Raw genomic sequence first — 13,133 nt, 5'->3', positions numbered from 1 at the left:
CTTATTTAGTTGCAAGTAGCCAGTCATAGCTAATCATGCTGCCAACGCTCCTGGCGTAAGGAATCCCGGTAAGCCACGGCGATGTTGGTCACGTTCTGGGTCACCGTCAGCCCCAGCGCAAACACTACGACATCAACAAGAGCCGCCAGTCCATAATCCTTCCGGGTGCTAAACAACAACAAGCTGAAACACCACTTATGACAGTATCCTCTTTTATTGCACTCGCTCTGGCAGGCTGCATTGGCAGCTCTCTCCGTCTTCAACAAGATAGCCGGCATAATGAGTCATCTCATTATAAGATAGTAAAGCTGAAACGAAAAAATTTAACATCTCCTCCTCTTATCCAAGGTATAATAGTGGGAGAAACTAATCTTATTCCTTTAGCAATAGGCGTCATAAAAATAGGTCGTGCGACAGTAACAGCTGATAGAACAGGAAATTATAGTTGGCAAGGTAAACTAGGAACATATACTATTCGAGCACGAAGCGTTGGTTTCGATGATGTAGTCACTGAAAAAATTAAATTGAGTAAAGGCGATTCAATTCGGTTGGATTTTCAGTTTCCTATCGGTCAACCGATAATACATAAAATGCCTAAAAATAGATAATGTCAATGGCCGAGGCATCAGTTGGTCGCCTTAAAAATAGTCCTGCTGATGGATTAACTTAGTTTTCTCTTATTAGTCAGAATGACAACCATCAACAAAGGCCCTGCTTTATTGCAGTAAAGCGGGCCCTTTGTTTGTCGGACCGGGGCGGACGACTACTTGGCCTCCATTACGCTGATGGCGTAGCCGCCGCCGGGGGCGCAGTACTGGCTCAGCTTGGTTTTGCTGGTCACGTTCTGCTTGCGGATCTGGTAGGCCTGCGGGTTGTTCTCGTAGTGGGCGTCCTTCTTGTCTGCGTAGATGGTGGCCACATACTTCTTGCCGGGCTCCAGGAAGCTCAGGTCGATTTTGGAGGTGCGGCCCCGCTCGTCGCAGGTGCTCCCGATAAACCAGTTGGGGCTGCCCTTGGCTTTACGGGCGTAGGTGATGTAGTCGCCGGGCTCGGCCTCCAGCACTTTCGTATCGTCCCAGTCAACGGCTACGTCTTTGATGAACTGGAAGGCGTCGAGGTGCTGGTTGTAGTGCTCAATCATGTCGGCCGCCATCTGCAGGGGCGAGTACATCGTCACGTACAGGGCCAGCTGCCGGGCCAGGGTGCTGTGCACGAAGGAGTTGTTCTGCGGGTTGAAGGTGCTGATGCGGGTCTGGAAGATGCCCGGCGTGTAGTCCATGGGGCCGCCAATGAGGCGGGTAAAGGGCAGAATGGTGGTGTGGTCGGCGTTGTTGCCCCCAAACGACTCATACTCGGTGCCGCGGGCGGCCTCATTGCCAATCAGGTTGGGGTAGGTGCGCGAGAGGCCGGTGGGGCGCACGGCTTCGTGGCCGTTCACCATGATTTTATACTTGGCCGCCTTTTCCAGCACGTAGTTGTAGTGGTTAATCATCCACTGGTCGTAGTGCTTGTGGCCCAGGGGCACGATGTCGCCCACGTAGCCGGTTTTCACGGCGTTGTAGCCGTACTTGTTCATGAACTGAAAGGCCGAGTCGAGGTGCCGCTCGTAATTGCGCACTGAGCCCGAGGTTTCGTGGTGCATCATCATGCGCACGTTTTTGCTGGCCGCGTAGCGCTGCAACTCCGCCACGTCGAAATCGGGGTAGGGCGTCACGAAGTCGAACACGTAGTCCTTGTGCTTGCCAAACCAGTCTTCCCAGCCGGTGTTCCAGCCTTCCACCAGCACGGCATCCAGCCCGTGCTTGGCCGCAAAGTCGATGTACTCCTTCACGTGGGCCGTGTTGGCGGCGTGGGTGCCGTTGGGCTTCACCTTGCGGTAGTCCACCGAGTCGAGCTTGATGTTCTCCAGGTTGGTGTACGACCAGGTGCTCTTGCCCGTAATCATCTCCCACCACACGCCCACGTACTTCACGGGCTTAATCCAGGATACGTCCTTGAACTTGGTGGGCTCGTTGAGGTTCAGCACCAGCTTAGAGAGCAGAATGTCGCCGGCTTTGTCGCTCACGATTACGGTGCGCCAGGGCGAGTTGGCCGGGGTCTGGAGCAGGCCCTTGTCTCCTACCGCATCGGGCGTGAGGTGGCTTTCCAGCACCATGTTCTTGTCGTCCAGCTCCAGGTGCATGGCCGAGTAGTCGATCAGGGCCGCCTCGTGAATGTTGATGTAGAGCCCGTCCTGGCTCTTGAGCATCAGGGGCGTTTGCACGCCGGTAGCCGAAAAAGGAGTTTGGGAGGCGTTGGGGGTAGTAGCCGCCTTCATCAGCCCGCGCACCTCCGAGAGCTTGGAGGTAACGGTGCTGTACTCCTGAGTGTCGTAGTCGCCGGGCAGCCAGAAGGCCTTGTGGTCGCCGGCCAGGGCAAACTGCGTGCGCTCCTCCTTAATGGTGAAGTAGTCGAGTCCTTTCTGCTGGGGAAACTCGTACCGGAAGCCCAGGCCATCATCGAACACCCGGAAGCGCACCCGCATGACGCGGTTGGTTTGCGCCTGGGTGAGGGTCACGGCCAGCTCGTTGTAGTGGTTGCGGATGTTCTTGCTTTCGCCCCACACCGGCTGCCAGGTTTCGTCGAAGGTGCGGCGCTCGGCGCTGGTTTGGGTGAAGCCGCTGGTCAGGGCGGTCGTGTTTTTGAGGTCGAGGCCCAGCTTGCTGGTTTTCAGCACGGGCCGGCCTTTGTAGGTGAGGCTGTAGGTAGGCACGCCGCCCTCCTGCACGTTCACGCTGAGCGTAAACTGCTTGTTCGGCGACTGAATATCCTCGGCCTCAGCTACATTCCACAGCAGCAGGCCGCAGAGCAGCAGCGCGCCACGGCGGAAGCGGCGGAGGGTTGAAGGCAACGCGGGGGGTAGTGCCTGAGCCAGGAGCTGCTCCCGGAGGGAAGCCGGCCGGCTAATGCGGTCAATCAGCATGGTGGGAAAGAAAAGAGAGTTCGGCGTGTCTTGCCGGGCAAGAAAGCTCGGGGAAGATACGCAGCAGCAAGTTGAAGCTCTTCCGGGCAACCTGCTACGTCGGGGTTGTCAGCTTTCCGTGCGCTATTGACTAAATGCGGCGCCTCCCTCCGATCCAACGCCTCCGGCTTCCAACCGGGGCGGGCAAGGCTGAAAACAACAGCGCGAAGCCTCCCGCCAGGAAACTTCGCGCTGTTGTTGAAAATGGCTTCCGGAGTGCTAGCCTACTCCCCTATCAGCAGGTTAGCTTCCGGAAGCCCCCGCGCGCTCGTCCCACACAAGGCGCAGGTGTTGCTTACACTACTGAGCAGCCAGATTGAAGGCGGCCGTCTGCACGTCGCGGGAGTTGCCACCCACGAACACCTGGAAGTCGCCCGGCTCAGCCACGAACTGCAGGTTGGCGTTATAGAACTTCAGGTCTTCGGGCGTGAGGCGGAAGGTGAGCGTGCGGCTCTCGCCCTTCTTGAGCATCACTTTCTGGAAGCCTTTCAGCTCCTTTACCGGCCGCGAAATGGAGCCTACCATGTCGCGGATGTAAAGCTGGGCTACCTCCTCGCCGTCGTAGTTGCCGGTGTTGCGCACGGTCACTTTCACGTCCAGCGTGCCGTTCATGGGCAGCGTGGTGGTGCTCAACTCGGGCTTGCCGTACTCGAAGGTGGTGTAGCTCAGGCCGTACCCGAAGGGGTAGAGCGGGTCGTTGCTCACGTCCATGTAGCGCGACTTGTACTTGTCCAGCGCCACGCCCTGGTAGGGCCGGCCGGTCATTTTGTGGTTGTAGTAGAGCGGAATCTGACCGACGTGTTGGGGGAAGGTGGCCGTGAGCTTGCCCGAGGGGTTGTAGGCCCCGAACAGCACATCGGCAATGGCGTTGCCGGCCTGGGAGCCTGCAAACCAGGTTTCCAGAATGGCATCGGCGTTTTTATCTTCCCAGGGCAACGTCATGGGGCGGCCGCTCATGAGCACGATTACCAACGGCTTGCCGGTTTTCTTGAGGGCCTTCAGCAGCTCCAGTTGCTGGCCGGGCAGGCCAATGTCGGCGCGGCTGGCGGCCTCGCCGGTCATGCCCTGGCTTTCACCTACGGCGGCCACAATTACGTCGGCGCCCTGGGCTACCTGCACCGCTTCGCGGATCATTTCCTCCGAGCTGCGCTTGTCCACGTTCAACTCGCCGCCGTGGGCGTTGAGGCGGTCAATCATCTGCTGGTCGTCGGTGAAGTTGGCGCCCTGGGCCGTTACGATCTTCACGCCCGAGCCAGCCACGTTCCGGATGCCTTGCTCCAGGGACACGGCCTGTTTCCAGTCGCCGGCCCCGCTCCAAGAGCCAATCATGTCGCGCTGCCGGGTAGCCAGCGGGCCCACCAGGGCAATGCTTCCCTGCTTTTTGAGGGGCAGGGCGTAGTTGCTGTTTTTGAGGAGCACCATGCTCTTGCGAGCAATGTAGCGGGCATCGGCAATGAACTCCTTCTTCATCATCGTAGCCTTGGCGCGCTTCTCGTTGGTGTAGAGGTAGGGGTCCTTGAACAGGCCCAGCTTCCACTTGGCTTCCAGAATACGGCGGCAGGCCACATCAATCTGCTCCTGCTTCACGGTGCCGTCCTTGAGGTTCTGGGCCAGGTTGCGCAGGAATATCTCGCCTACCATGTCCTGGTCGATGCCGGCGTTCAGGGCCAGGGCCGATACCTGGGCGTCGTCGCCCATGCCGTGAGCGGTCATTTCATTAATGGCCGTATAGTCGGTCGCCACAAAACCTTTGAAGCCCCACTGGTTGCGCAGCAGGTCGGTCATCAGCCACTTGTTGCCGGTGGCCGGCACGCCGTTGATGTCGTTGAACGAAGACATAACCGAACCCGCGCCCGCGTCGAGGGCGGCTTTGTAGGGCGGCAGGAACTCGTTGTACATGCGCACCAGGCTCATGTCGGTGGTGTTGTAGTCGCGTCCGGCTTCGGCAGCACCGTACAGGGCAAAGTGCTTCAGGCAGGCCATGACGGTGTTGTTCTTCGAGAGGTCGTCGCCCTGATAGCCGCGCACCATCACGCGGGCAATCTGGGAGCCCAGGTAGGGGTCCTCGCCCGAGCCCTCACTGATGCGGCCCCAGCGTGGGTCGCGGGCAATGTCCACCATAGGCGAGTACACCCAGTTCAAACCATCGGCCGAGGCTTCTTCAGCGGCAATGCGGGCACTGCGCTCAATGGCGGTCAAATCCCAGCTCGAAGCCAGACCCAGCGCAATCGGGAAAATGGTGCGGTGGCCGTGGATGACATCGTAGCCAAAGATGAGCGGAATGTGCAGGCGCGACTCCTTCACGGCCATTTCCTGGAGCTTGCGGGCGGCTACCGGGGTAAACGTATTCAGTACGGCGCCCACGTTGCCCTTGCGGATGTTGGCGTCCACGTCCTTGCTCACTACCGGGCCGGTCACGTCGAAGCCCACGGTAATCAGGTTCAGCTGGCCGATTTTTTCCTCCAGGGTCATCTTCTGCATCAGGTCCGAGATGAACTTGTTCATCTTGTCCTCGTCGGCGGCCGCAGCGCGGGTAGTCGTGGTGGCAACTGGTTTCTGAGCCTGCAGCTGCGGGGCAAGCAGCCCCAGCGACATAAGCAAAGCGGTACGAAAAACTCGTTTCATGTGGGAATGGAAGGGAAGTTATTGAGAAGCAATAGAAGGTGCGGGGAAGCAGGGCAGCAGATGGCCTTCCGGCCGAAAACTACCGCCTGGCGACCACCGGAATCCGCGAAAATCAGGAGCCGCGCCACGGGGCTCTGCCGGCCGGAATTGGCCGCGCCGCATGCGCAATACTACCAAATCTGCCCCGCCCGCAAAAGGCCGCACCGCCTTACCCGCCAGCACTGCCTGGCAGGCAACCAGCGCCTTCAGAGGCTACCTTCCGGCCCATGTGTGACGTAGGTGTCGGGCCCGGCCCGGTGCCAGGCGGGGTAGCCTCACACCGCTAACCCCAATTTCCTGCTTTACAGAAAATTACCTACCCCTGCCAGCTGCCGCAAGCCGTGTTTGCTTGTGATGTAAAAGCCCTGACAACCCTTCGTCTGCCGCACTGACCAGCCCCGATATTTTTTTGGTAATTGGCTGCTCTTACAGCAGGCACTTACCTTAGCTGTTCGCTCTTTTTTCCTGCTTCCACTCTGCATCCGCATGCACCTGCTCTTCATCTGTAGCCAGAACCGCTGGCGCAGCCTCACGGCCGAGCGTCTGTTCGACCACCATGCGCACTACCAAGCCCGCTCGGCCGGCACGGAGCCGGGCGCGCGGGTACGCGTTACGGCCGGGCACCTGGGCTGGGCCGATGTAGTACTGGTGATGGAGCGCAAACACACCGAGCTGCTGCAGCAGAAGTTCGGGGAAGAGCTGACCGGCAAGCGCATCATTAACCTGCGCATTCCCGATAAATTTCAGTTCATGGACCACATTCTGCTGGATTTGCTCCGGGAGCGGCTGCGCGAGCATCTGGGGCCCGAAGTGCTGTAACCCGCCTACCCCCTCACCCGCCACACAACCTCCCGGCCGCCGGCGCGTTTAGCGCCTCATGCAATACCTACTATTTGCCGCCCTGGTAGCCGTGGTGGCCTTTTTCTTCTACCGCTACATCACCCGCGAGTCGCGCCTGAAGCAGGCGGCAGCCACTGCGGAGTTTCCGACTGAGTGGCGGCAGATTCTGGCCGCGCGCGTGGCGTTCTACCTCTCGCTCACGCCCGGCGACAAGCTGCGCTTCGAGAAGAAAGTGCAGGTGTTTCTGGCCCAGACCCGCGTGACGGGTATCCAAACCGACATCGACGATACCACCCGGGTGCTGGTGGCCGCCTCCGCCATTATCCCAGTATTCGGCTTCCCCGATTGGGAGTACGCCAACCTGAGCGAAGTGCTGGTAGTGCCCGACGCCTGGACCCAGCAGCGCGACCCGAACAAGGAATTCGTGGGCCTGGAGGGCACCCTGCTGGGAAGCGTGCAGGGCTTTCAGACCTCTCACTACATGCGCCTTTCGAAAGCCTCTCTGGAGCAGGGCTTCCAGGATGCCATGGATAAGCAGAACGTAGGCATTCATGAGTTTGCCCACTTGCTGGATGAGGCCGATGGCGTAATTGATGGGGTGCCGGCTCTGGCCCTACCCCCGGAGCTGCGCCCAGAGTGGGAGGCCGTGATGCAGCGCGAAATTGCGGCCATCAGGGCCGGCAACTCAGAAATCAACGACTACGCAGGCACTAATGAGGCCGAGTTTTTTGCCGTGGTAACCGAGTACTTTTTCGAGAAGCCCGAGAAGCTGCAGGAGCACCACCCCGAGCTGTACCAGCTGCTGAGCCGGGCCTTACGCCAGAACCCCAAAAAACGCTTCCTGCGCTTCAGCGTGGACCCACGCGAGTGGATCCGGAGCCTGCGCAGCCGCAAGTTTGGTCGCAACTCGCCCTGCCCCTGCGGCAGCGGCAAGAAGTACAAGGATTGCCACTTGCTGCAACAGGAGCCGGCAGCTGCGTAAAGGCTCTACCCCGCGACCCATTACCAACCTATTTCTGTTCGCATGGCTATTGACAAGAGCACTTTCTGGGCCGACAATTACTACCAGCATCCGCCCCTGACGGATGCGATGCTGGAGGCGGCCGAGGCTACGCTACAAGTAAAGCTTCCGCCGCTTTTGGTGGAGCTGCTGCGCGTGCAGAATGGGGGCTACACGGCCGGTTTTGCCTTCCCCATGTTGCAACCTACCTCCTGGGCCGATGATCATGTGCCGCTGACAGAGCTGTTTGGCATCGTGCCGGATACTTCTATCCAGACCGCGCAAAACCTGCTGGATACGCCGTACCTGACCGCAGAATGGGAGTTACCCGAGAAGCAGGTGCTGCTGACCGGCGACGGACATTGGTGGATTACGCTGGATTACCGAGCCGGCTCTACCCCGCGTATTCTCTGGATTGACACGGAAATGGAGCAGGAACTAGAGGTAGCGGCAAATTTTGATGATTTTATGAGCGGCTTAGTTCTACTGGACACCTACAACCATTAGGCTTCCTCACACGCCGGACAAGGCCCCGGCCCTAGCCGCAGGCCAGGCGTCTGCCCACCAGCCAATCAGGTAAGCCTTGTGACTTGCGGCCACCGCAGGCGGCCAGCTCGCGCCCACGCCGTTCGGAGCTCCCTACCCCGTCTCCATATCGGAACCGTTCAGAAGGTTGGTTTCCCGCCAGAAGTGGGGAGGGCATGTTACGCTAAATGGCTCCGAATGGCCCAATAGCGAGTTAGCCACTTTCAATCAAGTTTACCGCCAGGAGCTGGAGGCTTGTCTGGTAAACCGGCAGGCTGCGTACCTTCGCTATTCCTACGTATTTCGCTTCTCCCGTCATGAAAAAATACTTCCTCCCCACCCTCACCGCTGCCGTACTGACGGCCTGCGCCCCCACGGCCAAAACACCCACGGCCGCTACTACCCCTCCCTCTGCGGCTGAACCGGCTACCCAGGCCGCCGCCCCAAACTGGCAAGAGCAGGCCGAGGCTTTCCTGAAAGAATACTCGGCTGAATACCAACGCCTTTACACCCAGTCCTCGGAGGCGGAGTGGCGCTCCAACACCCACATCGTAACCGGCGACACCACCAATGCCGGCGCCACGGCCCGGGCCAATGAGCGCATGGCGGCTTTCACGGGCTCGGCCCGGAACATTCAGCGCCTGCGGGAGCTGCTGGAGCATAAGCAGGACCTCACCGAAATTCAGGTGAAGCAGCTGCAAACGGCCCTCTACAACGCTGCCAACTCGCCCCAGACCATTGCCGACGTAGTGAAGCGCCGCATTAAGGCCGAAGCTGCTCAAACCGAGAAGCTCTACGGCTTCGACTACAAGTACCAGGGCAAATCCGTCACCACCAACGACCTGGACGAGCTACTGCGCAAGGAAAACAACCCCCTGAAGCGCCAGCAGATCTGGGAGGCCAGCAAAGCCATCGGCCCCACGCTGAAAGACGGCCTGCTCAACCTGCGCGACCTACGCAACCAGACCGTGCAGGCCCTGGGCTACCCCGACTACTTCTCCTACCAGGCCTCCGACTATGGCATGAGCCGGGAGGAAGTGATGACCCTGGTGCGTAAAATCAACGAAGAGCTGCGCCCCCTCTACCGCGAACTGCACACCTACGCCCGCTACGAGCTGGCTAAAAAGTACGGCGTGAAGCAGGTGCCCGACTATCTGCCCGCCTCCTGGCTGCCCAACCGCTGGGGCCAGGACTGGAGCGCCATGGTGGACGTGAAAGGCCTGAACCTCGACCCGGTGCTGGCCAAAAAGGGGCCAGAGTGGCAGGTGAAGCAGGCCGAGAGGTTCTACCAGAGCCTGGGGTTCCAGGCCCTGCCGGCCGTGTTCTGGGAGAAGTCCAGCCTCTACCCCCTACCCAAGGGCGCAACCTATAAGAAGAACAACCACGCCTCGGCCTGGCACATGGACCTGAACCAGGACGTGCGTAGCCTGATGAGCGTAGAGGGCAACACCGAGTGGTACGAAACCACTCACCACGAGCTGGGTCACATCTACTACTACCTCACCTACACCAACCCCGAGGTGCCGCCGCTGCTGCGCCAGGGTGCCAACCGCGGCTACCACGAAGCTATGGGCTCCCTGATGGGCCTCGCCGCCACCCAAAAGCCCTTCCTGGCTGGTCTGGGTCTGATTGACCCCAAAGTCAAGACCGACGAAACCCAGACCCTGCTGAAAGAGGCTCTGAACTACGCCGTGTTTATTCCGTTTGCCTCCGGAGTGATGAGCGAGTGGGAAAACAGCTTCTACGCCGATAAGCTGCCCGCCGACCAGCTCAACGCCCGCTGGTGGCAGCTGGCCAAGCAGTACCAGGGCATCGTGCCCCCTACCCCGCGCGGCGAGCAGTACCTCGACCCCGCCACCAAAACCCACATCAACGACGACCCGGCCCAGTATTACGACTACGCCCTTTCGTACGTCATTCTGTTCCAGCTCCACGACCACATTGCCAAGAAAATTCTGAAGCAGGACCCGCACGCCACCAACTACTACGGCAGCAAGGAGGTAGGTGCCTTCCTGGCCGACATCATGCGCCCCGGCTCCAGCAAAGACTGGCGCACCGTGCTCCGGGAGAAAACCGGCGAGGACCTCTCGGCCCGCGCCATGGTTGAGTACTTCCAGCCCCTGATGGCCTACCTCAAGCAGCAGAACAAAGGCCGCAAGTACACGATGTAACCCGAGCATATTGCAACCATGTATAGATGAGTTACCTCCGCAAACGACCGGCCTTGACTTGGGCCGTAGCAGGAATAATCTACTGCATCAGCTATTATTTTCAGGCTCGACCTGCGGGTAGCTTCTCTCCGTTATTTTGGTTGAACTTGGTTTCGGGGGTGTCTATTCAAGTATCTCTCGCTGGTTTACTGGCGGCGGCTGTAAGTCTTTTCCGCCCCCGTGGGGAATCTTATCTGGTCCGACTGGCCAGTATTTTCCCGCTGTGTGTACTAGGAGTAGTACTAGGATTCCTTACTGCTAACTACTGGTAATGAAAAAGCCGGCCTATGTGGGCCGGCTTTTTTGTGCTCGTTTTTATCTATGCGGCGGAGGGCACTTCCCGCAGGCGGCGTTCCAGCACTTTCCCTACCCCCGTGAGGCGGCGCAATACCAGGTCCTGCACCTCCGTATCATCCAGGTTGATGCCGTGGTTGCGGGTGCTGAGGTAGCGGGTGAGCGTGGCGTTATCGTCGAGGGTTTCTGCCAGCTCCTGCTGGGCCGCTTCCCAGGCCTCGGGCAGCTGGGCGTGCAGATACTGAAAGCGCAGCTCCACGGTTTGGCTTACCAGATCAGCCAGGCGGGTCAGCACTTCTTCTTCGGCCGCCGAGAGCGTGCGACGCTCCCGCCCGATAACGGCCATCATGCCAATGCGGGCGCCATCGGGCATGCGCAGGGCCGAGCCGGCGTAGAAGTTCAGGCCGAAAGCCTGGGCAACATCAGGACTGATCAGGCGGCAGCTTTCCGCCGAATAATCGGAGGTTACCACCGGCACATCGGGCAGAATGGCCGCCGAGCACATGCTTTCGGTACGGGGCAGGCCGGGTACGCCTTCGGCCCCGGTTACGGCCTTGAAGTGCACGTAGTCATCATCCACAAACGAAATCAGGGAGATGGGCGTGTTAAACAGCTGAGCGGCCCAGGCCACGTAATCGTCGAATATTTTCTCTGGGGTAGTGTTTACGATTTGGTACAGGTGCAGCGTACGCAAACGCGCCGTTTCGTTCTGGGGGACTAGCTGGTCAGGGAAAACGTTTGTCATTGCGAAGCTATGAGGCACAAAAACAGCGGGCCGGTAGTCAGATGCTAACTACCAGCCCGCCGAAAAGTTACGGAGCCTCTGATACTAGTAGTTCGCCTCGGAACCTGGCAGATCAATCAGGATAAACTGGGCATCGCGCGAAGCCCGGATTTCCAGCACGTTCTCGTCGGTGGAGCGCACTTGGTCGTTGGGGCCAATGTCAACGCCATTGATGTACAGGCTACCCTCCTTCACATAGATAAAGGTGTTCCGGATGGGGAAGGTCTTGAACGTAACCGTTTTGTCCTGGGCCAGGTTGCACCAGTACACCGTGGTATTGGAGTTCATGTACACCACGTCTTCCAGCACTTTCTGCCCCGACACGAGCGGTACCAGCTCGTTTTTCTTGTCCAGAAAATCAACGTCTTTCTGCTCGTAGCTGGGGGGTAGGCCTTTCTGGTTGGGCAGAAACCACAGTTGGTAGATGTGGGCCGCCTTGTCGGTGTCGTTCTGCTCAGAGTGGGCCAGGCCGGTGCCGGCCGTCATACGCTGCACCTCACCTTTCTTGATAGTAGCGCGGTTGCCCATGGTATCTACGTGTGTCAGCTCACCATCCAGCACCAGCGTCACGATTTCCATTTCGGAGTGCGGATGCTGGGGAAAACCGGCATTGCCCTGAATGGAATCATCGTTGAACACGCGCAGGGGCCCGAATTGTACGTTCTGGGGGTCGTAGTAGTCGGCGAAGCTGAACAGAAAATAGCTGCTGAGCCAGCTAACGGGGGCGGCATGATGACGGTCGGTGGCAGGAACAATTTTGAGCATCGGGGAGTAGAGGTTGAGGGTTAAGATGAGCTTACGCGGCACGGCGCGGTTAGTTAAACGGGAAAGCCTGCGCAATAGATATTGCCTTCTCCCGCCCGGCGCCGCACCCACAGGCTTGCTCCCCCAGGCCATACGCGAAGCGCCCACCCCTCCGGAAGGAAGGGTGGGCGCTTACCTGTTGAGGCGCAGAGCGCGGCCTATACTTTCTTCATGGTGCTTACCTGCTGCTGCAGATCCAGTACGATGCTGGCCAGGCGGTTGAGCGAAAGATCGGCAATGGGGAAGGTGCTGCTGATGTAGGCTTTGGCCTCCCATATTTCTACTACATCCTCTACATCAACCTGATAGGGCTGATAGAGGGGGTTATCGGAGTGCAGGGCCAGCATGGCGGCATCCTTCAGGCGGTTGAACACACGCTTGAACACGATGCCCTCCTTGGAGCTCACTACAATGCAGGGCGTGCCATCCTTAATGCTCATCCAGTCGTCGATGTAACGACCCACGATGACGGTGCCGCTGGCAATGGGCAGCATAGAGTCGCCGGCAATTTCGAAGGCGCGGTAAGTACCGGTGTTGCCCAGCATGGGCAGGCGGAACTTCGGCAGCTCTTCGAGGTATTCCGGGTCGGCGTAGCCGTTGAGGTAACCGGCGGCGGCCTTCTGGGGCACCAGCTCAATGTTCTCGTTCTGCTCCTTGTCCACCGTCAGGGCCAGAATGCGCAGGTTGCCGTTGGAGCGGTTGGCGCCGGCCTCGGGGGTAGCAGCTGTTTGGGCCTGCAGCTGCAGGGCAGCCTTGGCGTTCTTCTTTTTGCTAAAGTCGGTGGTGACCAGGGCATCCAGGGAAATACCGAACAGGCGGGCCATGTTCACGAGCGTAGCCAGCTTAGGCTCAGCCCGGCCTTCTTCATAAGCGCCCACCAGGGAGCGTTTAATACCCAGTTTTTCGGCCATCTGCGCCTGCGTGAGGCTCAGTTCGCGCCGCCAGAATTTGAGGTTGGTGTTAATCATAACGCAGGGAGCCGGGAGTAAGGGCTGCATCGGCAAAGCAAGT

General features: G+C 59.2%; 10 protein-coding genes. 5 read left to right on the top strand and 5 right to left on the bottom strand.

Translation table 11 applies throughout. From position 1 onward, the window contains the following. Window positions 1-197 precede the first annotated feature (197 nt). Complete coding sequence (locus tag FGZ14_RS03490; protein WP_139921260.1) at window positions 198-608, top strand: carboxypeptidase-like regulatory domain-containing protein; 411 nt, start codon at window positions 198-200, stop codon at window positions 606-608. A 155-nt stretch (window positions 609-763) separates the two neighbouring features. Here the strand turns inward: FGZ14_RS03490 and FGZ14_RS03485 are convergent, their stop codons facing one another. Next, a complete protein-coding gene (locus FGZ14_RS03485) occupies window positions 764-2,962 on the bottom strand; it encodes a glycoside hydrolase family 97 protein (RefSeq protein ID WP_139921258.1) in 2,199 nt (732 codons plus the stop codon). Between the two features lie 339 nt (window positions 2,963-3,301). After that, the gene (bglX, locus tag FGZ14_RS03480) at window positions 3,302-5,626 is read right to left on the bottom strand and encodes a beta-glucosidase BglX (protein ID WP_139921256.1); all 2,325 of its coding nucleotides are present in this window, start codon (window positions 5,624-5,626) and stop codon (window positions 3,302-3,304) included. 525 nt (window positions 5,627-6,151) lie between these two features. Between bglX and FGZ14_RS03475 the strand changes: the two genes are divergently transcribed. From FGZ14_RS03475 to FGZ14_RS03460, 4 genes are all read left to right on the top strand, one after another. Next, a complete protein-coding gene (locus tag FGZ14_RS03475; protein ID WP_139921255.1) occupies window positions 6,152-6,484 on the top strand; it encodes a low molecular weight protein tyrosine phosphatase family protein in 333 nt (110 codons plus the stop codon). Window positions 6,485-6,542: 58 nt separating this feature from the next. Continuing rightward, entirely contained in the window at window positions 6,543-7,487 is a 945-nt protein-coding gene (locus FGZ14_RS03470; protein WP_139921253.1) for a zinc-dependent peptidase, read from the top strand. Window positions 7,488-7,529: 42 nt separating this feature from the next. After that, window positions 7,530-8,012, top strand: coding sequence for an SMI1/KNR4 family protein (locus tag FGZ14_RS03465; RefSeq protein WP_139921251.1), 483 nt, complete (start codon window positions 7,530-7,532; stop codon window positions 8,010-8,012). Between the two features lie 335 nt (window positions 8,013-8,347). Beyond that, window positions 8,348-10,201: a M2 family metallopeptidase gene (locus FGZ14_RS03460; protein ID WP_139921249.1), complete on the top strand. Its 1,854-nt coding sequence runs from the start codon at window positions 8,348-8,350 to the stop codon at window positions 10,199-10,201. 358 nt (window positions 10,202-10,559) lie between these two features. On the opposite strand, the gene FGZ14_RS03455 is transcribed toward FGZ14_RS03460, so the two are convergent. The 3 genes from FGZ14_RS03455 to FGZ14_RS03445 form a co-directional block, all read right to left on the bottom strand. Continuing rightward, window positions 10,560-11,279 (bottom strand): GAF domain-containing protein, encoded by a 720-nt coding sequence (locus FGZ14_RS03455; protein ID WP_139921247.1) that lies wholly within the window; start codon window positions 11,277-11,279, stop codon window positions 10,560-10,562. 84 nt (window positions 11,280-11,363) lie between these two features. Further along, window positions 11,364-12,083: a pirin-like bicupin family protein gene (locus FGZ14_RS03450; protein WP_139921245.1), complete on the bottom strand. Its 720-nt coding sequence runs from the start codon at window positions 12,081-12,083 to the stop codon at window positions 11,364-11,366. 197 nt (window positions 12,084-12,280) lie between these two features. Further along, entirely contained in the window at window positions 12,281-13,090 is an 810-nt protein-coding gene (locus FGZ14_RS03445) for an XRE family transcriptional regulator (protein WP_139921243.1), read from the bottom strand. Between the last annotated feature and the right edge of the window lie 43 nt (window positions 13,091-13,133).

This window comes from Hymenobacter sp. DG01, assembly GCF_006352025.1.
Classification (GTDB): domain Bacteria; phylum Bacteroidota; class Bacteroidia; order Cytophagales; family Hymenobacteraceae; genus Hymenobacter.
This window is presented reverse-complemented; position numbering and strand designations above follow the sequence as displayed.